Source organism: Mesorhizobium sp. WSM4313, from assembly GCF_002294725.1.
GTDB lineage: Bacteria > Pseudomonadota > Alphaproteobacteria > Rhizobiales > Rhizobiaceae > Mesorhizobium.
This window is the reverse complement of the sequence record NZ_NSFT01000007.1, coordinates 218,931-239,904: the sequence shown is the minus strand read 5'-3', so window position 1 is coordinate 239,904 and position 20,974 is coordinate 218,931. Positions and strand designations below refer to the sequence as shown.

Here is a 20,974-nt window from a genome sequence, read left to right as displayed (position 1 = left end):
GGAGAAATGCCCGGCAGGGCAATGAGGGGCAGCGCAGCCGCCGATAGTCTTGGCACCGACGCGCATTCGGCGCCCTATCCCACCCCCACATAGCGCCGCACTGCCGACGGATCGGCGCGCAAGGCCTCGACATCGACCGTCTCGCGGTTGCGGCCGTTCTCGATGAAACAAACCCTGTCGGCCACGGACAGCACGGCGTCGACGCGCTGCTCGACTAGGATCGTCGAGACGCCGAGTTCGCGCAGCTTCGCCACCGTCTCGCGGATTTTGGCGATCATCGACGGCATCAGCCCTTCGGTCGGCTCGTCCAGCAGCAGTACTTGCGGCTCGAGGCAGAGCGCGCGGGCCATCGCCAGCATCTGCTGCTCGCCGCCCGAGAGCGTGCCGGAGCGCTGCCTCAGCCGCTCCCTGAGCAACGGGAAGAGATCGAGCACGCTCTCGCGGGTTTGCTTGCCCTTGCCGCGCGCCATCAGGCCGATCTCGATGTTTTCCGCCACCGTCATCTCGGCGAACAATCGCCTGCCCTGCGGCACATAGGCGACGCCGGCCTTGGGCACGTCATGCGCGGCGAGCCCGGTCAGTTCCTTGCCGTCCAGCCTGATCGAGCCGGCAGCCGCCGGCACCAGACCCATGATTGCCTTCAGCGTCGTCGTCTTGCCGGCGCCGTTGCGGCCGAACAGGCAAAGCACCTCGCCCTTGTTCAGCGTGAGGTCGAGGCCGTAGAGCACCTGCACCTCGCCGTAGAAGCAATCGAGGCCGGAGAGGGTGAGCAATCCGCCATTGGTTCTAACGGAGTCAGCCATGGGTCGCTCCGAGATAGGCGTCCTGCACCTCTGCGTTGGCGCGGATCTCACCCGGCGTTCCTTCGGCGAGGATCTTTCCCGAATTGAAGACGGTGATGCGGTCGGCAAGCTGCATGACCACCGGCATGTTGTGCTCGATCAAAAGCACCGTAGCGTCCCTGGCGATCTCGCGCACCAGCATGATGAAATTGTCGATCTCGCTGTCGGCGAGACCCTGCGTCGGCTCGTCGAGGATCAGCAGGCGCGGCTTCAGCGCCAGGCCCATCGCGACTTCGAGCAGGCGCTGGTGACCATAGGAAAGCTGCCCGGCAAGCGCGCCGGCGCGGTCGGCGAGACCGGTCCGTTCGAGTGCCGCCATCACGCCGCTTCTCACCTGGCCATTCGTGCGGCCGTCGGTCAACGTGCGCTGCACCGGCAGCGCGACGTTGTCGAAGGCAGTGAGATTGGCGAAGACGCTGGTGATCTGGAACGTATAGGCGACGCCGAGGCGAACCCTTTTGTAGGCCGGCATGGCGGTGATGTCGGAGCCGTCGAAGACGACCATGCCGGAGGACGGCCGGATGCGGCCCGAGAGCAGGCTGACGAAAGTGGTCTTGCCGGCGCCGTTGGGGCCGATGATGGCGCGGATCTCGCCCGGCATCAGCGCGAAGTCGACACCGTCAACCGCGCGCAGGCCGCCGAAATGGCGCGACAGGCCCTTGGTGGTGAGCAGCGGCATCATGGCAGCCACCCCAGCCAGCGCTCGCGGATGCTGCCCAGAATGCCTTTCGGGAAGAACAGCACCAACAGGATCAGCGCCACGCCGACGATCAGCAGATAGGCGGAAGTGAAGCCGCTGGTGATGTCGGTGACATAGTACATGAACAGCGTGCCGATCAGCGGCCCGAGCGTGGTTGCGGCACCCCCGAGCAGCACCCAGAGCAGCGGCAGGATGGAATATTGCACGGAAGCGAAGCCCGAGCCGACATAGCCGAAGAGCAGCGCATAGGCGGCGCCCGAGGCCGCGCAGATGGCCCCGGAGGCGACGACCGCGGCGAGCTTGTTGGCGACCGTGTCGTAGCCGAGCATCTTGGTGCGCTCCTCATTCTCGCGAATGGCGACCAGCACGCGGCCGAAGCGGGAGCGGACGACGGCTAAGGTGACGAGCAGAATGATCGAGAAAAGCGCCAGCGCGCTCATGTAGCGCACGGTCGCGTTGGTAAGGTCAAACGATGCGCCGCCAATCGCGATCACCCGCGACGCCTGCTGGATGACAAGGCCCTGGTCGCCGCCGGTCCAGGCGGCGAAATAGAGGATGAGCAGGTAGAAAACCTGGGCGAACATCATGGTGACGATCATGAAGGCAACACCGGAGGTGCGCAGCGCCAGCAGGCCGATGACCAGGGCGAGCAGCGCGCCACAGGCGACACCGGCAACAAAAGCTTCCGGGACACCCCAGCCGAGGTGATAGACGGTCAAGCCCGCACCGTAGAGGCCGGCCGAGAAGAACATGGCATGGCCGAGGCTGAGCAGGCCGACATAGCCGAAGAGCAGATTGTAGCCCATGGCGAAGACGGCGAGCGTCATGATGCGAGCGAACAGGCCCTGGTGGTAGTCCGGCAGGACGAAGTTCAGCGCGAAGAGAAGCGCGATGACGCCGATATGCAGCGCATAGGTCTTCGCCGGCGAAGCATCCCTCATCGCGGCGTCGTCCCGAACAGGCCTTGCGGGCGGAACACCAGCACCATGGCGACCACCAGCGTGGCGATGATCTTGGCCAAGGTCGGCGAGAAGAACATCGAGACGATGCCGTCGGAGAGGCCGATCAAGACGGCAGCCACAACGGTGCCGCGCAGCGACCCCAGGCCGCCGATGATGACGACGATGAAGGAGAGCAGCAGCGGGTCCTGCCCCATCAGGTAATGCGCCTGGCTGATCGGCACGATCAGCACCGCGGCGATCGCAGCCAGCATGGCGCCGACGGCGAAGACGCCGGCATAGACGCGCTCGACCGGGATGCCGAAGGCCTGCGCCGTCTCGCGGTCATATTGGGTTGCCCGCATGATCAGCCCGATCTTCGTGCGCGTCAGCACCAACCAGGTGATCACCAGCAGAATGGCGGACGCGGCGACCACCGAGAGCTTGTAGCCGGAATAGCCGAACCACGGCAAAAGGATGCGGTAGCTGAAGGGCGGTTCGACCGGGCGCGCTTCGGGACCATAGAAGGTCAGCGCCAGCTGCTGGATGATGTAGAGCATGCCGATGGTGGCGACGATGGTGCCTTCGGGATTGTAGTGGAGGCGGCGCAGCACCAGGCGTTCGGCAATCAGCGCGACCAGCCCGACCAGCAAGGGCGCGATCACCAGCGCGGCGACGAAACCGATCGCCGGGTGGCCGGAAATCGCCGTCGAAACCGCCCAGGCGAGCACCGCGCCCAGCATGAAGAACTCGCCATGCGCGACATTGACGACGCGCATGACGCCGAACACCAGAGACAGGCCAAGCGCCGTCAGCGCCAGCACGGCGGAGGTGACGAGGCCTTCGAGGGCGGCGAGGAGGAGATGGGGTCCGAAGTGCATATGCTAAGCACCAACGGATGCGCGAGGCACCCCCCTCTGCCCTGCCGGGCATCTCCCCCGCAAGGGGGGAGATTGGCCTTCACCTAAGGCTTCGCCAATCTCAAAAGGAAGAAAATAGGCGCTGCCGCACGAACTGCCGATCTCCCCCCTTGCGGGGGAGATGGCCGGCAGGCCAGAGGGGGGTGCCTTGGCGCTCACGTTTGCAGGAGCAGCTAAGCTCACAGCGCCTGCGTCGTGTAGTCCCCTTCCGGCTCGTAGAGGCCATCCTCGATCTTGGTCTTGTGGACGACCTTAAGCTTGCCGCCTTCGACCTTGGAGATGTTCTGGACGCCGAAGCATTGGTGGATCTTGCCGTTGAAGGTCTTCGGTCCCTGCGGATGCTCCGGCCCTTCGGCGAACTCCTTCAGCGCCTCGGTCGCCTCGACCAGCTTGGCGCGGTCTTCGGGTCCCTTGTAGCCGGCGTCTTCCATCGCCTTCTTGACCACGTAGAGCGTTTCCCAGCAGCCGAACATGTGGGCGGCGGTGGAGACGTCCTTGGGGTCGCCGACCGCGGCGCCGTTGTCGTCGATGCCGACCGCGGCGCGGTAGGCTTTCTGCGCCGCAGAATCGTCAGGCTGCGCATAGCGCGGAGAGCCTTCCCAGAAATGGCTGCCGTCGAGGAATTCGAGGCCGGGGCTGTTGATGTCGACGGCTTCGAGCGAGTCGATGAAGCCGAAGAGCTGCGGCCGTTGCGAACCATAGAATTCGCCGAGCTCCTTGACGAAGGTGAGCACGGCCGGACCGACCATGACATGGTAGATCACCTCGGTCTCGGCCGGGATCTGCGGGAAGTACTTTGTGAAGGAGCTCTCCGTCGGCGGGATGGCGATCTGGGCGATCACGTCGGCGCCCTGCGCCTTCAGCGCCGGCGGCAGGTAGTCGCGATGGTCGTAGCCGAAGGCGAAGTCGGGGAAGATCTGCGTCACCTTCTTGCCCGCGTTCGCCGCGATCCACGGCGCCATCGACTGGATCTGGCTCTTCACGTCGGTGATGCCGGGCTGGAAGACGTAGCGGTTGAGCTTGGTGGAAGCGACGTGATGGCCTTCGCTGACGACGAAATAGGGGATCTTGTTCTCGCCGGCGGCGGGCGCCGAGCCGATCACGACATGCGAGAACAAGGTGCCGAAGACGATGTCGGTCTTGTGCTGTTTGGCGAATTTGTTGACCACCTCGGCGCCGCGCGCCGGATCGGTGCCGTCATCCTCGATGACCAGCTCGACCTTGCGGCCGCCGATACCGCCGGCGTCGTTGATCGCCTTGACAGCGGCGGCGCTCGTCTTCTCGTACCAGCGACCATAGGCGGCGCCGATGCCGGTGCGGTGCAACTGGAAGCCTATTTTGATCGGCGCCGAGCTCTGCGCCTGGCTGTAACGGACGAAGCCTGGCGCCAGCGCCAGGCCGGCCCCGGCGGCGATACCCTTCAGCGCGGTGCGGCGCGACAGCGTCGTCTTGGAGAGGTCGAAAAATCCGTTCTTGTCAGCCATGTCGGTTCCCCTGTTTTTTTCAGTCTTGACCAGCGATAAGGCGGCTAACCCATCCTCTTCCGAAGGATGGGAAAATTGCATGTGTACAAACTAAATCACCAAAGCCGCGACGTGGCAAGCTAGCTTCCCTCGCGTCATGACGGCGGCCCTTGTCTCATCCCGCCGTCGGCGTGGCAAGCAGCCACAGGCCGAAGATCGTGTAGGCGATCATCAGCAGCGTGAGCGGCAGCTGGCTGAGCGTGGCACGCGACGGCCGCGGGTGGAGACGCCAGGCAAGGCCATGCGCGACGAGGACCGCCAGCACATGGCCGGCGATGATGACACCGGCCTGCAGGTTCCACAGCCACCAGGCGCACTCGGCGCCGGCGACTACGCCGGCCTCGACCATCCTGTTGGCCGTGCCGAACAGGTTCCAGCCGAGAGCGAAAGGATCGGAGAGCGCGACCAGCGCATACTGGCCGTCGACCAGGAGCACGGTGAGGTAATGCGCGATATGATAGGCGAGCGCGATCGGCACGATCGACCAGACCAGCAGGCCGGCGGCTTTTGCGAACGACTGCGCATCGCCGGCGAGGCGCTGTCCAAGAAAGGCGGCCAAAGCGAACACCGCCGCGAGCAGGACAAGGGTCAGCACGAGGCCGAAGCTGCCGATGCCGACCAGCGCGGTGCGGCCGGGATATTCCAGCGGGTTGACGCCGAACAGGCTGAGCCAGAAGAAGGTCTTCGACAGGCCGTCGAAGGACACCGAAGAAAGCGCCAGCAGGAGGAAAGCCGTGCCGCTCAGCGGCAGCGGGTCGCCGGCAAGCAGCTTCGCACCGGGCCAGCAGAGCGAGAGCCGGCCATCGAGGCGCTCGACAGGCGCGAAGCGGGCGACCATGGCAAAGAAGACCGTGAGGAATTCGCCGCGCTTGCTCCAGGCGTCGTAGCCGAAGATCAGCATGGCGACGAAGCTCGCCAGCCAATAGGTGCCGACGGCAAAGGCCAGGCGGGCCGGATCGTCGGGCGCCGGATCGATCAGCTCGAACCAGGCGAAGGCGAAGAACAGCGCGAAGGCCGGCCAGTAGCCGAGCCAGTTGATCAGGCGCGACGGCGGGGCTTCGGCCCGTCGGCTGCCGACAAGCCGACTTAAGACGCGCCATGGCCCATACCACGGGTTAAGCCACGACCACAGGTCGCCGAAGACGCCCTGCAGCAGGGTGAAGCCGGCCCAGAGCAGCGTCCAAATCACGAGTGGGAGAGGGTTGGAAAGCGGGTCGCGACTGCCGGAGAGACCGGCAGCGACGAGAAGCGCAAAGCCGGCAAAGGAAATTAGGCTGACGACAATGCGGGGGGTGTCGCCGAAGGTGAACAAGGGCAGGCGCCGACGCCAGAAATTGTCGAGGGCAGCGGCCGGCAGCAGGGCCAGGACGAGGAAGCTGACGGCCACCGCCAGCGCGCCGCCGGCGATGTAGTAACCGGTCGGGAGGAGCAGGACGTGGCCGCGGTCGGAGGCATGGGCGAAAACGGGGGTGGGGAGAGCGGCTGCCAAGGCAGTTGCGAGAAAGGCCAACCTCCAAGGTTGGCGCTCTACGGCGCCCCCCTCTGCCCTGCCGGGCATCTCCCCCTCCTGGGGGGAGATTAGCAGTTTCGGCGCCAGCTCTCCTCCTGCAACGTCGGAGATTGGCGAAAGCGGAGATGACAGCGTAATCTCCCCCCTAGAGGGGGAGATGTCCGGCAGGACAGAGGGGGGCGCGAAGGAACTCGGCTTATCCGGGAATTCCATTCGTCCGGACCTTACCCCTCTACACCTTCACCAGCTGCTCCACCCGGCCCTTCTCGCCAAAAATCGTCAGATACCGCTTGATCTCCTTCTCGTCCCCAGTCGCCTTGGCGGGGTTGTCCGACAGCTTCACCGCCGGCCGGCCATTGGCCTCACTGACCTTGCAGACGAGCGAGATGGCGTCGAGGCTCTTGGTTTCGGTCGGCGCGCAACCCTCGAAATCATTGGTGAGGTTGGTGCCCCAGCCGAAGGACATGCGCACCTTGCCGCGGAAATGCTTGTAAGTCTCCTCGATGGTCTCGACTTCCAGGCCGTCGGAGAAGATGAGCAGCTTCTGCTTGGGATCCCTGCCTTTCTCACGCCACCAGGAGAGGACCTTCTCGCCGCCTTCGATCGGCGGCGCGCTGTCCGGCCGGAAGCCGGTCCAGTCGGCGATCCAGTCCGGCGCATCGCGCAGGAACGCGGCGGTGCCGAAAGTGTCGGGGAGCACGATCAGCAGATTGCCGCCATAGTAGCGCTGCCAGTCCTGCAGCACCTTGTAGGGTGACTGCCTCAGCTCGTCCTCGGAATTGGCAAGGGCGGCGAAGACCATAGGCAATTCATGCGCATTGGTGCCCAAAGCCTCGAGGTCGTTATCCATGGCCAGAAGCACGTTGGAGGTGCCGGTGAAGGCATCGCCGATGCCTTCCTTCAGCGCCTCGACGCACCAGCGCTGCCACAGGAAGGAATGGCGGCGTCTTGTGCCGAAGTCGGAAATACGGATGCCGGGCAGCGCCTTCAGCCGCTCGGTCTTGGCCCACATCTTGGCCTTGGCGCGGGCGTAGAGCACGTCGAGCGCGAACGGACCGAAGGAGCGCATCGCCGCGCGCGAGCGCAGCTCGTTGATGATCGCAAGTGCCGGGATTTCCCAGAGCGTCGTGTACATCCAGGGCCCGGCGAAGGAGAGCTCGAACTGGCCGTCGCGCCTGGAAAGCTCGTATTCGGGCAGGCGGAAATCCTCGAGCCAGGCGAGGAATTCCGGCTCGAAGATCTGCTTGCGGCCGTAAAAAGTGTTGCCGCCCAGCCAGATCATTTCCTTCTTCGAGAAGCGCAGGGTGCGGGCGTGGTCAAGCTGTTCGCGCAACTCGCCCTCATCGATCTCACCGGCCAGCCGCACCGAGGTGGTGCGGTTGATCAGCGTGAAGGTGGCATCGACCTTGGGATACATGCCCCAGATCATCTGCAGCATCAGAAGCTTGTAGAAGTCGGTGTCCAGCAAGCTGCGGACGATCGGGTCGAGCTTCCAGGTGTGGTTGTAGACGCGCCGCGCTATATCCGTCTTTGCCATGCTCGCTCACCCATAAAGCACAACGCACGGGAACGCGGGCGCCACGCTTCAAATCCTTGTTCGATCAATTCCGGACGGAACCCCGTTGCGCGGAATTGCTTTAGCAACTGCCTCTTAGCATCGTATTTTCGAACGCGCTTGCTGCTTTGCAAGCTGGCCCGACAAAAAGCAGCTATGCAAGTCCAGCCGTCAGGACGCGGTCCTGGCGCCTATGACCTTGAGGGCGGGGCGTTTTCTGCGGCTCGGCACGCGGCCGGCGACCGGCGCATCGGCGCGGGCCTCGTCCTGCTCCTTCTCGGCGAACAGCCAGTCGATGAAGAGCTGGACGATGGGCGCCGAGCGCATCTCGTTGCGGCAGACGACGTAGAAATCGTCGACCGCCGGAACCGACAAACTGAAGGGCGCCACGAGCATGCCCCTGGCGAGCAAGGCGCGCGCGGTGACGGAATCGCCGAGCGCCACGCCATGGCCGTGCACGGCGGCCTCCGTCGCCATGCGGGCATCGCCCAGACGGTGGCGGCGGCCGCGTTCGAGATCGAGCGCGTCGGCGGCGGCCAGCCAGGTGTGCCATTCACGGCCATCGTCGCCATGCAGGAAGACGTGGTCGGCGAGGTCGCGGACGCTGCGGATCGGGCGGTTGTTGATCAGCGTCGGACTGACAACCGGAAACAGCTCCAGGCCGGACCACTTGCGTATCCAGCAGTCGCTCCAGCTGCCGTCGCCATAATGCACGCAGACGTCGATGTCCGCGGCGCGGATGTCTTTGGGATCGTTGGACGGGATCAGCGTCAGCTGGATGTCCGGATATTGCGCCGTGAAGGAGCCGAGCCGCGGCGTCATCCAGAGCAAGAGCAGCGCCGGCACGCAGGACACCGACAGCGCGCCGGCGCTTGCCGGCCGCGTCATGCGCTGGGTGGCGGCGGCAATGCCCTCGAAGGCGGCCGATACCGCCGGCAGGAACTCCGCGCCATGCGGCGTCAGCTTCACGCGCTGCCCGCTGCGCTCGAAGAGCTTTACGCCCAGCGACTGCTCGAGCGCCTTGATCTGGTGGCTAACGGCGCCGTGCGTGACATTGAGCTCACCCGCCGCCTTGGTCAGCGAGGCGTGCCGCGCCGTGGCCTCGAAGGCGCGCAGAGGGTTCAGCGGCGGCAGGCGCTTGGCCATGAGGAGCTCCTCTTTTGTGAGATTTTCTCACAGCCAGGACCCTAACAATATCAATTGATTTTTCAAAGCGGCTGCCCGACACTTTTGCCCGGAACAGCTTCAAGAGACGTGGAATCCGCAACGCAGCGGCGGACAGCGATCCAGCCGGACAACAGGCTGGCTTGGCAAATCGCACATGCGGGCAGCGCTGCAGGCAGGCAGGAGGACCGGACATGGGTTACGATCGCGGCAAGCTCGAAGCGTTGCGCCGCAAATATGGCGAGAGCCATGGCGGCGAGATGTTCGACCCGAAATTCCGCAAGGTGGCCGACAAGATCTTCAACAAGTCGGGCACACGCCTCGCCCCCTATTCCGGCATCCCGACCTTCCTCGCCGCGCCCTATCGCGAGATCGCGGCCGACAATCCGGATTTTGGCGACCTGCAGGTGGCGATGATCGGCGTGCCGATGGATCTCGGCGTCACCAACCGTCCCGGCTCGCGCTTCGGGCCGCGCGCGCTGCGCGCCATCGAGCGCATCGGCCCCTACAATCATGTGCTGGAATGCGCGCCGACGCATGAGCTGCGCGTCGCCGATATCGGCGACACGCCGTTCCGCAGCCGCTACCGGCTGGAGATCAGCCACGAGGACATCGAAAAGCGGACCAATCAGATCGTCGACGCCGGCGTGCTGCCGCTCTCCGTCGGCGGCGATCATTCGATCAGCCATCCGATCCTGAAGGCGGTCGGCAAGAAGACCCCAGTCGGTATGATCCATATCGATGCCCATTGCGATACCAGCGGGCTGTTCGACATGACCAAGTTCCACCATGGCGGACCGTTCCGCAACGCGGTGCTGGACGGCGTGCTCGACCCCTCGCGCACCATCCAGATCGGCATTCGCGGCTCGGCGGAATATCTGTGGGAGTTCACCTATGAGTCCGGGATGACGGTCGTGCATGCCGAGGAGGTGACCGGGCTCGGCATTCCTGCCATCATCGAGAAGGCTCGCAAAATCGTCGGCGACGGCCCGACCTACATCTCCTTCGACGTCGACAGCATCGATCCGGCCTTCGCGCCCGGCACCGGCACGCCGGAAGTCGGCGGGCTGACGACGCGCGAGGTGCTCGAACTGCTGCGCGGCCTGAAGGGTCTCAACATCGTCGGCGGCGACGTGGTCGAGGTGGCGCCGCAATATGACGCGACCACCAACACCGCCCATGTCGGCGCGCAGGTCCTGTTCGAGATTCTGAGCCTGATGGTGTTCAGCCCAGCGCTCAAGAAGGACTGATGCCTCGTGCAATTCCAGACGGAAGCTATGGCGAAGGCGCCAAGCCTAAACCGCGTCTCCCGGAATTGCTTTGCCAACAGGGCCGCCGTGCTGGAGCCGGCGGCCGATTTCAACAACAAGCTTCCAGCAGGGGAATAACAATGTTACTTCGCAACGCACTGAAATCCGCCATCGCGGCGGCCGTCATGCTCGGCGCCGCCGGCCTCGCCACGCAGGCGAAAGCCGACGCCGTCGACGACATCACCAAGGCCGGCGCCATCAATGTCGGCATCTTCTCCGACTTCCCGCCCTTCTCCTCGGCCAGCGCCGATATGAGCATCAAGGGCTATGACATCGACGTCGCGCAGGCGATCGCCGACGCCTTGAAGGTGAAGCTCAACCTGGTCAGCGTCACCGGCCAGAACCGCATTCCTTATCTCACCGACAAGCGCGTCGATATTTTGATGAGCGTCGGCTACTCCAAGGAGCGTGAGCAGGTGATCGATTTCGCCGCCGCCTACGCGCCTTATTACATCGCTGTCATCGGCCCGGCCGAGCTTGCCGTCAAAGGCAAGGACGACCTCGCCGAGAAATCGATCGGCGTCAATCGCGGCACGCTTGAGGATACCTCGCTGACCCAGGCGGCGCCGGCTTCCGCCGACATCCGCCGCTTCGACAACTACAATTCCGTCATCCAGGCCTTCATCTCCGGCCAGACGCAGCTGATGGTCGTCGGCAACGATGTCGGCGCCCAGGTGCTGGCCAAGCAGGACGCGCTGAAGCCGGAGCAGAAATTCCAGCTGCTCACCTCGCCCTCGCATATCGGCCTCAACAAGAATGAAGACCGGCTGAAGAAGGCGGTGAACGACGCCGTCGCCAAGATGCTGGCCGACGGCAAGCTTGACGAGAGCTCGAAGGCCTGGCTGAAGACGCCGCTTAATCCGGACAACCTGAAGGATTGATCTGCCTATCGGTTCGGCGCCATAAGGGGCGCCGAACCCTCTCTTCGGTCAGGCAGCTCCAACAAGGTCAATCGCCATGGGCTACAGCCTGGACTTCGGCTGGCTTGCGGGCGCCCTGGGCGCGATCACGCGCGGCGCGGCGACGACGATCCTTCTGATCGCCGTCACCACGCTGGCGGGCACGTTCCTCAGCATCCTCGGCGCGGCCGGCAAGAGAAACGGCCCGAAGCCGCTTCAGCTGGCGATCGGCATTTATGTCGAGGTGATGCGCAACACGCCATTCCTGGTGCAGCTGTTCTTCATCTTTTTCGGACTGCCCAGTCTAGGCGTCAGGCTCGACCCGATCTTGGCCGCGATGCTGGCGATGACGCTCAACATGGCGGCCTATACGATCGAGATCGTCGGCGCCGGGCTCGACGCCGTGCCGCGCGGCCAGAGTGAAGCCGCGCTGGCGCTCGGCCTCAGGCCCCGCCAGGTGTTCGTCAAGATCGTGCTGCCGCAGGCGCTGAAAGTGATCTATCCGGCGCTGACCAGCCAGATCGTCATCATGATGCTGGAATCGGCCGTGGTGTCGCAGATCGCGGTGCGCGAATTGACCTACGAGGCCGACATGCTGCAGGCGCGCACTTTTCGCGCCTTCGAGACCTATTTCGTGGTGACGATGGTGTATCTCGGCCTGTCTATGGGGCTGCGCCGGCTGCTGGTCGGCGGCGGCCGCCGTGTTCTGGGGGCGGGCGTGTCATGATCGAATTCACCTTCTGGGACATCGTCCGCAACCTGCTGCTCGCCGCGCGCTGGACGGTGCTGTTGTCGCTCGCCGCGTTCATCGGCGGCGCGCTGGTCGGGCTGGCGGTGCTGTTCTTTCGCATCGCCAAGAACAAGTGGGTGAAGCGGATCGCGTCAGGCTATATCGCGCTGTTCCAGGGCACGCCGCTCTTGATGCAGCTGTTCCTGATGTTCTTCGGCCTGCCGATGCTGGGGCTGCGCATCGAACCGTGGACGGCAGCGGCGCTCGGCCTCACCTTTTTCGCCAGCGCCTATCTGGCCGAGATCTGGCGCAGCGGCGTCGACGCGCTGCCGCGCGGCCAATGGGACGCCGGCGCCAGCCTTGGGCTGCACTATCTGCAGGAGCTCAGGCTGATCATACTGCCGCAGGCCTTCGCCATCACCCGCGCGCCGACCGTCGGCTTCCTGGTGCAGCTCATCAAATCGACGGCACTGACCTCGATCATCGGCTTCGAGGAACTGGTCAGGACCTCCAACGCCATCAACAACGCGACCTTCGAGCCGTTCAAGGTCTACGGGCTGGTTGCGCTGATCTTTTTCGTCATGTGCTTCCCGCTGACGCAATATGCGCGCCGGCTGGAGCGGCGCGCGGGGGCGCGCTGAGCCGACGAAGGCTGCCGACTGGACCCGCAGCCTTGTCGATCAATGCCCGAAGGCGAGCGCCGGCGCGATGCGGTCGCGCCGGAGCCAGCGCGCGAGCAGCAGCGCCGCCACCACGGCCAGTCCCGAGGCCAGGCCGATCCAGATGCCGACGCCGTTCAGGCCGAAATGGAAGGCAAGCAGCACGCCGAGCGGCAGGCCGACGCCCCAATAGCCGATCGCGGCGTAGATCATCGGCACCTTCGTGTCGTGCAGGCCGCGCAGCATGCCGGCGGCCACCGCCTGGGCGCCGTCGAAAATCTGGAAAAGCGCAGCAAACACCAGGAACGACACGGCAAGCGTGATCACCCTGGCGTTCTTGGGATCGGTGAGATTGATGAAGGCGCTGATCAGCGCATGCGGCCAGAGAATCATCACCAGCCCCATCAGCGCCATGAAGGACACGCCGATGACGAACGCCGTCCAGCCGGCGCGCGAAACGCCTTCCGGATTGCCGGCGCCATGCGCCAGGCCGACCCGCACGGTCACCGCCTGGTTGAGGCCGAGCGGCACCATGAAGGAGATCGAGGCGATCTGGATGGCAATCGCGTGGGCGGCCAGCGAATCCGCATCGATCAGGCCCATGAGCAGGGCGGCCGCATTGAAGATCGTCACCTCGAAGGCGAGGATGCCGGCGATCGGCAGGCCGAGCCTGAGCAGGCCGCGGAAGCGCGGCCAGTCAGAGCGCCAGAAGCGGCCGAACAGACGGTAACGGCGGAACTTCTTCTCCCTGATCACCACCGCCGCCAGGCCGACAAACATCAGCATGCTGGACAGAGTGGTGGCGAGGCCGGAGCCAGCAATGCCCATCGACTTGACGCCGAGATTGCCGAACATGAACACCCAGTTGAAGAAGGCGTTGCAGGCGACCGCGACGAAAACGATGATCAGCGCCCAGCCGGGCCGCTCCAGCGCCGAGATGAAGGAGCGCAGCACGATATAGCCATAAAAGGGCAGCACCGCCCATTGCAGCCAATGCAGATAGATGCCGGCCTCATGCGCGAGCTCCGGCTTCTGGCCCATGGCCAAAAGCACCGCTTCGCCATGCCAGAGAAAAATCCAGATCGGGATCGAGACGAGGATCGCCAGCCACAGGCCCTGGCGCACGGTGCGGCGCAGGTCGCGCACCGAATGGCGGCGACGGCCGAGCTCGGTCGCCATCATCGGCGAGGTCGCCAGCATCAGGCCAAGGCCGAAGATCAGCGGCATGAAATAGAGATTGGAGCCGAGCGCCCCGGCGGCGAGCGTGTCGGGCCCGAGGCGGCCCATCATCATGACGTCGGTCGCGGTCATGGCGGTCTGGCCGAGATTGGTCAGCACCATCGGCCAGGCGAGCGCGATCGTTGCCCTGATTTCCTGACGCCAAAGGTTTTCCGGCGCGCGAGCGCCGGCTTCGATCGCAGACATTGTTCCGCTCTTTCAGAACACGGCGCGTCGGCCAAAGGGCCGGAAGCCGCACAACAATGGCGCAAAATGGCGCCATTTGCGTCGCCTTGTGAACGAAATGCGACATGTTGGCAAGGGACGAGGCCCGGCTAGCGATTGATCCAGGCGGAGCCGGGATTCCGCGACGCCTCTTTCATTTGCCGGCCGGGGGCTGCTACGGATGCCCTGGCATATGCAGCCGGCGCGCCATGCCGGGAGGAACGAATGCCGTTCAGGCGCAGAAAGAACACAGCCGCGATCCCGCGCACAGTACCTGCCTTCGAGCACATCGTGACCGAGGCGAGCGAGAGCTTCCTGTGGCGGCTGGACGATTATCCGTGGGAGCGCAATGTCTGGAATTTCCATCCCGAATACGAAATCCATCTCTTGCGGAAATCGTCCGGCGTCGTGCTGGTCGGCGACCATATCGGCGAGTTCGGGCCGGGCTATCTGACCATCGTCGGCGGCGGGCTGCCGCATGACTGGGTGACGGCAGTGCAACCCGGCGAGCTTATCGAAGGCCGCGATATCGTGCTGCAATTCGATCCCGAACGGCTGCGCGGCTCCTCGGGGCTGCTGCCGGAGCTGCGCGAGCTGGAGCCGTTCCTGGAACGCTCGCTGCGCGGCATGGTCTTCCATGGCCAGACGGCGCTCGACGGCGCCGAGCTGATGGAACGAATGGGCGAGGTGCATGGGCTGGCAAGGTTCCGCATGTTCCTCGAACTGCTGGACCTTCTGGCCACCACCCAGGAATACGAGCTTCTGTCGTCGCCGGATTTTTCTCCGCTTCTCGACGCGGAATCGCTGGATATTATCCAGCGCTCGCTGACCTATCTGTTCCAGCACTTTGCCGAGGATCTGAAGCTGCCGGAGGTGGCGGCGTTGGCCGGGATGAGCGAAAGCACTTTCTCGCGCTTCTTCCAGAAGAACACCGGCAATTCGTTCAGCGACCACGTCGCCAAGCTCAGGCTCTGGCAGGCCTGCAAGCTGCTCGCCGACACCGAGATCCCGATCACTGACATCTGCTTCCAGGTCGGCTATATGAACATCTCGAACTTCAACCGCGCCTTCCTGCGCAAGCACAAGATGACGCCGTCATCCTACCGCAGGCTGTCGCGACAGCGGCTGACGCTGCGGGCCTGATTTCGTCACCTAGCTTTTTGTTTCATCACAATTCCGGACGGAAAACCGCTGCGCACTTTTCCTGGAATTGCTCTAATCGTACTGATACTCGTGTGACGAGCAGACTCTGCCGGCGCCGTTTTTTGCGCCGCACAATGCATAAAAGTACAGGTCTGCTGCAACGGGGCTTCTAGTTTCGCCCCTTCCAACTCCTCATTTTGGCGGCGGGTCGCAGTCATGCGGGCGACGGTGAGGGTCGCTTAGCCCGCGGACTTGCTTGTTCCTGGAGGAGAAACATCAATGAAATCAACCCGGCTCGCTGCCAGCCTCGGTGCAGCTTTCGTGCTTACCGCTTCCGTTTCAACCGCAGCACTGGCGCAAGCGCCGGTCTGCTCGGCGCCGGTCAAGGTGCTGGCGCAGCCGCGCGACGGGCTGACGCTTCTGGAGGACTCCAAGGACGAGTTCAAGAAGCTGTCCGGCGCCTCGTTCCAGATCGACTATCTCAACGAGAACGACCGCCGCGCCAAGTCGCGCGCCGACGCCTCGACCGTCGGCAACTACAATGTCTACTATGTCGACGAGGCCAATGTGGCGCTGTTCGCCTCCTCGGGCTGGATCGCGCCGCTGACCGATTATTATCCGGCTGAATACGATTTCGCCGATTTCGATCCGGGCCGTCAGAAGGTCGCCACCTATGACGGCAAAGTCTGGTTCGCGCCACTGACCGGCGGCGGCGACCTGATGGTCTACCGCAAGGACGTGCTCGAGGCCGCCGGCATCCAGCCGCCCAAGACGCTGGACGAGCTGATCGCCGACGTGCCGAAACTGACCAATGCCGACAAGGGCGTGTACGGCATCGCGCTGCGCGGCGCGCGCGGCTCGGGCGCCAATGTCTGGCGCTGGATGCCTTTCTTCAAGGCCTATGGCGGCAAGTGGTTCGACGGCGACAAGCCGGCTTTCAATTCGGACGCCGCAGTCAAGGCGACGGAGACCTATCTCAAGCTGTTCAAGGACTCGGCCCCCGGCACGCAGACCGGCAGCTGGGATGAATCGACCGGCGCCTTTCTCTCCGGCCAGGTCGCCATCCTCGTCGAATCGACGCCGCTGTCGGGCATGGCGGTGGACCCGAAGACCTCGCAGGTGGTCGGCAAGGTCGGCTTCCTGCCGCCGCCTTCGCCGCTGCCGGGCGGGGGCTACGGGCATGGCCTTGCCATCGGCACCAAGGCCAATGCGGATGACGCCGCGAAGAAATGCGCCGGCCTTTTCATCGCCTGGGCGACGTCGAAGGAGAATGAGAAGCGCCGGCTCGATGCGCATCAGTTCGGCGAGCTCAATCGTACCAGCGTCCTCTCCAGCAAGGAATTCGCCGACATCTACGGCGCCGACCTCGGCAAGGCGCTGGCCGACACCGGCAAGGTGACGGCGGTGAACTTCTGGCAGGATCCGCGTTGGCCGGATCTCGGCGACCGCTGGGGCATCATCCTCGAGGAACTGGTCACCGGCACCCGCACCGACATCAAGGGCGGCCTCAACGAGCTCGAGGCCTATGCCAACGAGCTGGTGAAGAAGAAGTAATCCTCCCGCCCGCGGCGCGCGGTTCGCGGCATTCGTCCGAATGCCGGAACCTGCGCGCCGCGGGACCTTCACCAGACAGCAGTAAATATCCAAGGATAGGCAATGCGCCGACGATCTTCCCTGCCGGTCACATTTCTGGTTCCTACCCTCGCCATCCTCCTGGTGCTGTCGATGGTGCCGACGCTCTACGCCATCGTGATCGCCTTGCAGAACCGCGAGTTGAGCACGACCGGTTACTCCTGGGTGTGGTTCTCGAACTTCGCCGATCTCTTCCTCGACCGCCGCTTCCTCAACGCCGTCTGGGTTTCGGTGAAATGGGAAATCGTCACCGTGGTAGCGACGATGGTGGTGGCGATCGGGCTGGGTGTGCTGATGTTCGAGGTCGCCGGCCCACGCCTGCGCAATTTCTATTGCCTTTTGTTCATCATCCCGGTGCTTTTGCCGCGCGTCTCGGCCGCCTTCGTCTGGAAGTTCGCCTATCACCCGCTCTACGGCATCGCCACCTATCCCTACCGGTTGATCACCGGCGGGCTGATCTTCGATCCGCTGTCCAAGCCCGGCACCGCATTGTTCGCCGTCGCTTCGGTGGACGTCTGGCAATGGGGGCTGTTCTTCGCCGTCATCGTGCTGAAGCTGCTTGAAACCTTGCCGCCGCAGCCGATCGAGGCGGCCAGGCTCGACCACGCCAGGCGCTGGCAGATCCATGCCTATGTGACCTTGCCGATGCTGAAGGCGCCGCTGATCAGCCTGATGTTCGTCAAGATGATCGAGTCGCTGCGCTCCTTCGACCTGATCTATGTGATGACGCGCGGCGGGCCGGGCGTCGCGACCGAAACGCTCGACATGTACGCCTTCTCGCAAGGCTTCATCGAGTCCGGCAAGGTCTCCTACGCATCGGCCATGGCGGTGCTGATGATGATCGCGACGGTCATCACCTTCACCATGCTGTGGAAGCGGGTGCAGGCATGAAGCCGTATCCGATAAGACCGGGCCGCCTGGTCGCCAAGGCCATCCTGGCGCTGGCCGGGTTCCTGGCCGTGTTCCCGCTCGCCTGGACGGCGCTCAACGCGCTGAAGAACAATGTCGACATCATCACGCGGGTGCCGAAGGTGATCTTCACGCCGACGCTCGCCAACATCGGCTACATCCTCGGCCGCGACAGCGTGCTGACCGGGCTCTACAACTCGGTCGTTGCCTGCGGCGTGGCGGTGCTGATCGGCGTCGTGCTCGGGCTGCCGGCCGCCTATGCGGTGGCGCGCTATCCCAACCGCTTCGCCGGCGACATCCAGTTCTTCGTCCTGTCGCTGCGCTTCCTGCCGCCGGTGGCGGTGGCCATCCCGCTGATGGTGATCTGGTTGCAGGTCGGGCTCTACGACACTTTGCCGGCGCTGATCGTCACCTATTCGCTGCTGACCATCTCGGTGATCATGTGGCTCGCTATCCCTGCCTTCCAGGGCGTGCCGAAGGAGATCGAGGAGGCGGCCTTCGTCGACGGTTACGGCGCTTATGCCGTCTTCTGGCGGATCGCGCTTCCCGTCGCGGCGCGCTCGCTGATCGGCGCCATCGCCTTCAGCTTCGTTCTGGTCTGGAACGAATTCCTGATCGCGCTGATGCTGTCGAGCTCCAACGCCAAGACACTGCCTATCGTGGCTTCCGAGCTCTCCCAGCAAGGCATGAACGTGCCGTGGGGGATTCTCAACGCCTCGGTGGTGCTCTTGTCGCTGCCGCCGCTTTTGTTCCTCGGCGTTCTGAGCGGCTTCCTGAATTCCGTTTTCCGGCAAAAGAAAAGTTGATGCGAGGATACCCGATGCGGGCACTAGTGCTTGAGAAAAAAGGCGAACTGTCGCTGCGCGAGATCGCGCTGCCGCAAGACGTCGGACCGGACGACGTCAGGATCGCCATCCACACGGTCGGGGTCTGCGGCAGCGACGTGCATTATTACACGCACGGCGCCATCGGCAGCTACATCGTTCGCGAGCCCATGGTGCTCGGCCATGAGGCTTCGGGAACCATCGTCGAGGTCGGCGCCAATGTCACGAATCTCAAGGTCGGCGACCGCGTCTGCATGGAGCCCGGCGTGCCGAACCTTGCGTCGCGAGCGACGAAGCTCGGCATCTACAATGTCGACCCGGACGTCCGCTTCTGGGCAACGCCGCCGGTGCATGGCGTGCTCGCGCCCTACGCCGTCCATCCGGCGGCCTTTACCTACAAGCTGCCGGACAATGTCTCCTTCGCCGAGGGCGCGATGGTCGAGCCCTTCGCCATCGGCATGCAGGCGGCGGCGCGCGCGCGCATCGTGCCCGGCGATGTCGCCGTCGTCGTCGGCTGCGGCCCGATCGGCATCATGATCGCGCTCGCCGCGCTGGCGGGCGGCTGCTCCAAAGTCCTGATCTCGGACTTTTCCGCGCCGAAGCTTGCGATCGCTGCCCAGTATCCTGGCATCGTGCCGGTCGATATCGGCAAGCAATCGCTGGTCGACGCCGTCGCGGCGGCCACCGACAATTGGGGCGCCGACATCGTGTTCGAGGCGAGCGGCAGCCCGAAGGCCTTCGCCAACCTGTTCGACGTGGTGCGGCCGGGCGGCGCGGTGGTGCTGGTCGGGCTGCCGGTGGAGGCGGTCGAGCTCAACGTGCCGGCGGCGATTTCCAAGGAAGTGCGCATCGAGACCGTGTTCCGCTATGCCAACATCTTCGACCGCGCCCTGCAGTTGATCGCCTCCGGCAAGGTCGACCTCAAGCCGCTGATCACCGGCACCTATGATTTCTCCGAGAGTATCGAGGCGTTCGAGCGCGCGGCGCAAGGCAAGCCGCAGGACGTCAAGCTGCAGATCCTGCTGACCGGCGAGAAGGGCTAAGGGATGTCCGCGATCGTTTGCTCCCATGTCGACAAGGCCTACGGCGCCACGACCGTCATCCGCGATCTCAACCTCGCGATCGAGGAACATGAATTCGTCGTGTTCCTGGGGCCGTCCGGCTGCGGCAAGTCCACGCTTCTCAGGATGCTGGCCGGGCTGGAGGATATCAGCGGCGGCGAGGTGTCGATCGGCGGCAAGGTCGTGAACGATCTCGAGCCGGGCGACCGCGGCATCGCCATGGTGTTCCAGAATTATGCGCTCTATCCGCACATGACGATCTTCGACAACATCGCCTTCGGATTGAAGCGGCAGAAGGTGCCGGCGAACGAGATCAGGAAGCGGGTCGAGGCGGTCTCGAAGACGCTCGGGCTGGAGCCCTATCTCGGCCGCAAGCCTACAGAGCTTTCCGGCGGCCAGCAGCAGCGCGTGGCGATCGCGCGCGCCATGATCAAGACGCCGAAAGTGTTCCTGTTCGACGAGCCGCTCTCCAACCTCGACGCCAAGCTGCGCAACCATATGCGCGTCGAGATCGCCAGGCTGCACCAATCGCTGAAGACCACCACCGTCTATGTCACGCATGACCAGCTTGAGGCGATGACGCTGGCCGACCGCATCGTATTGTTGAAGGACGGCGTGATCGAGCAGATCGGCTCGCCGGCCGAAATCTATCGCCGCCCGGGCAATCTGTTCGTGGCCGGCTTCATCGGCACGCCGAACATGAATTTCATCGACGTGACGGTCGGCAAGGGCAAGGATGGCTGGACGCTGACCGGTGCGGGGACGGTGCTGTCGCTCGGTGGCCAGAGTTTCCACCTGCAGCACGGCGATCGCGTGGTGCTCGGGATCCGGCCGCCCGACCTGACGCTGGCCGGCGTGGGTGCAAGCAACGTCCTGCAAGGCACCGCCGATCTCATCGAGTTCCACGGCAATGACGCGCTGGTGACCTTCGGCTCCGGCGGCAAGGAGATCAGCGCGCTGGTGCCGGCGCGCGAATGCCCGGAGCTGCGCGCGCCCGTGCGCTACAGCTTCGACGAGGAAAGCATTCACCTGTTTGACGCGACGTCGGGCGCGTCGTTGCGCAAGCAGTAGGGCGATTCCGCCCGGAATTGCCTGGGGGATGCACACATTTCCAAGTGGCTGGTCTATGGCGATAGCGTGCATTGGAGCTTGGCGCATGCATTGGCTAATGTAGCGCTGGTCGACCCCACTCCGTCTCGACTGCGCCGAGCC

At 64.4% G+C, this 20,974-nt stretch carries 19 protein-coding genes; 10 read left to right on the top strand and 9 right to left on the bottom strand.

Features of this window, described 5'->3' with window-relative positions; all coding sequences use genetic code 11:
* Positions 1 to 74: 74 nt before the first annotated feature.
* From CK219_RS18280 to gcvA, 8 genes are all read right to left on the bottom strand, one after another.
* The gene (locus CK219_RS18280; protein WP_095768127.1) at positions 75 to 803 is read right to left on the bottom strand and encodes an ABC transporter ATP-binding protein; all 729 of its coding nucleotides are present in this window, start codon (positions 801 to 803) and stop codon (positions 75 to 77) included.
* Positions 796 to 1,524, bottom strand: coding sequence for an ABC transporter ATP-binding protein (locus CK219_RS18275; RefSeq protein WP_095768217.1), 729 nt, complete (start codon positions 1,522 to 1,524; stop codon positions 796 to 798). The genes CK219_RS18280 and CK219_RS18275 overlap by 8 nt, the downstream gene beginning before the upstream one ends.
* Positions 1,521 to 2,483 (bottom strand): branched-chain amino acid ABC transporter permease, encoded by a 963-nt coding sequence (locus tag CK219_RS18270; protein WP_095768126.1) that lies wholly within the window; start codon positions 2,481 to 2,483, stop codon positions 1,521 to 1,523. Before CK219_RS18270 ends, CK219_RS18275 begins: the two co-directional genes overlap by 4 nt.
* Positions 2,480 to 3,361, bottom strand: coding sequence for a branched-chain amino acid ABC transporter permease (locus CK219_RS18265; protein ID WP_095768125.1), 882 nt, complete (start codon positions 3,359 to 3,361; stop codon positions 2,480 to 2,482). The genes CK219_RS18270 and CK219_RS18265 overlap by 4 nt, the downstream gene beginning before the upstream one ends.
* Before the next feature lie 218 nt (positions 3,362 to 3,579).
* On the bottom strand, positions 3,580 to 4,884 hold the full coding sequence (locus CK219_RS18255) for an ABC transporter substrate-binding protein (protein WP_095768124.1): 1,305 nt from the start codon (positions 4,882 to 4,884) through the stop codon (positions 3,580 to 3,582).
* Between the two features lie 154 nt (positions 4,885 to 5,038).
* Complete coding sequence (locus CK219_RS18250; protein WP_095768123.1) at positions 5,039 to 6,481, bottom strand: hypothetical protein; 1,443 nt, start codon at positions 6,479 to 6,481, stop codon at positions 5,039 to 5,041.
* Between the two features lie 184 nt (positions 6,482 to 6,665).
* Positions 6,666 to 7,970 (bottom strand): nicotinate phosphoribosyltransferase, encoded by a 1,305-nt coding sequence (gene pncB, locus CK219_RS18240; RefSeq protein WP_095768122.1) that lies wholly within the window; start codon positions 7,968 to 7,970, stop codon positions 6,666 to 6,668.
* 189 nt (positions 7,971 to 8,159) lie between these two features.
* Positions 8,160 to 9,134 (bottom strand): transcriptional regulator GcvA, encoded by a 975-nt coding sequence (gcvA, locus tag CK219_RS18235; protein ID WP_095768121.1) that lies wholly within the window; start codon positions 9,132 to 9,134, stop codon positions 8,160 to 8,162.
* A gap of 212 nt (positions 9,135 to 9,346) precedes the next feature.
* Here gcvA and speB point away from each other — a divergent pair, with 212 nt between their 5' ends.
* From speB to CK219_RS18215, 4 genes are all read left to right on the top strand, one after another.
* On the top strand, positions 9,347 to 10,402 hold the full coding sequence (gene speB / locus CK219_RS18230) for an agmatinase (protein WP_095768120.1): 1,056 nt from the start codon (positions 9,347 to 9,349) through the stop codon (positions 10,400 to 10,402).
* 140 nt (positions 10,403 to 10,542) lie between these two features.
* Complete coding sequence (locus CK219_RS18225; RefSeq protein WP_095768119.1) at positions 10,543 to 11,343, top strand: transporter substrate-binding domain-containing protein; 801 nt, start codon at positions 10,543 to 10,545, stop codon at positions 11,341 to 11,343.
* 76 nt (positions 11,344 to 11,419) lie between these two features.
* On the top strand, positions 11,420 to 12,088 hold the full coding sequence (locus CK219_RS18220; RefSeq protein WP_095768118.1) for an amino acid ABC transporter permease: 669 nt from the start codon (positions 11,420 to 11,422) through the stop codon (positions 12,086 to 12,088).
* Positions 12,085 to 12,732 carry an amino acid ABC transporter permease gene (locus tag CK219_RS18215; protein WP_095768117.1) on the top strand — a complete coding sequence of 216 codons (648 nt, stop codon included), beginning with the start codon at positions 12,085 to 12,087 and terminating at the stop codon, positions 12,730 to 12,732. Before CK219_RS18220 ends, CK219_RS18215 begins: the two co-directional genes overlap by 4 nt.
* 39 nt (positions 12,733 to 12,771) lie before the next feature.
* Here the strand turns inward: CK219_RS18215 and CK219_RS18210 are convergent, their stop codons facing one another.
* The gene (locus CK219_RS18210) at positions 12,772 to 14,175 is read right to left on the bottom strand and encodes an MATE family efflux transporter (RefSeq protein ID WP_095768116.1); all 1,404 of its coding nucleotides are present in this window, start codon (positions 14,173 to 14,175) and stop codon (positions 12,772 to 12,774) included.
* A 243-nt stretch (positions 14,176 to 14,418) separates the two neighbouring features.
* Between CK219_RS18210 and CK219_RS18205 the strand changes: the two genes are divergently transcribed.
* The 6 genes from CK219_RS18205 to ugpC all read left to right on the top strand — a co-directional run bounded on the left by CK219_RS18205 (position 14,419) and on the right by ugpC (position 20,833).
* Positions 14,419 to 15,336: an AraC family transcriptional regulator gene (locus CK219_RS18205; RefSeq protein ID WP_095768115.1), complete on the top strand. Its 918-nt coding sequence runs from the start codon at positions 14,419 to 14,421 to the stop codon at positions 15,334 to 15,336.
* Between the two features lie 279 nt (positions 15,337 to 15,615).
* Positions 15,616 to 16,890, top strand: coding sequence for an extracellular solute-binding protein (locus tag CK219_RS18200; RefSeq protein WP_095768114.1), 1,275 nt, complete (start codon positions 15,616 to 15,618; stop codon positions 16,888 to 16,890).
* A 102-nt stretch (positions 16,891 to 16,992) separates the two neighbouring features.
* Positions 16,993 to 17,859, top strand: coding sequence for a sugar ABC transporter permease (locus CK219_RS18195; protein WP_095768113.1), 867 nt, complete (start codon positions 16,993 to 16,995; stop codon positions 17,857 to 17,859).
* Positions 17,856 to 18,683, top strand: coding sequence for a carbohydrate ABC transporter permease (locus tag CK219_RS18190; RefSeq protein WP_176477058.1), 828 nt, complete (start codon positions 17,856 to 17,858; stop codon positions 18,681 to 18,683). Before CK219_RS18195 ends, CK219_RS18190 begins: the two co-directional genes overlap by 4 nt.
* A gap of 14 nt (positions 18,684 to 18,697) precedes the next feature.
* Entirely contained in the window at positions 18,698 to 19,744 is a 1,047-nt protein-coding gene (locus CK219_RS18185) for an NAD(P)-dependent alcohol dehydrogenase (protein ID WP_095768111.1), read from the top strand.
* A 3-nt stretch (positions 19,745 to 19,747) separates the two neighbouring features.
* Entirely contained in the window at positions 19,748 to 20,833 is a 1,086-nt protein-coding gene (ugpC, locus tag CK219_RS18180) for a sn-glycerol-3-phosphate ABC transporter ATP-binding protein UgpC (protein WP_095768110.1), read from the top strand.
* Positions 20,834 to 20,974 lie beyond the last annotated feature (141 nt).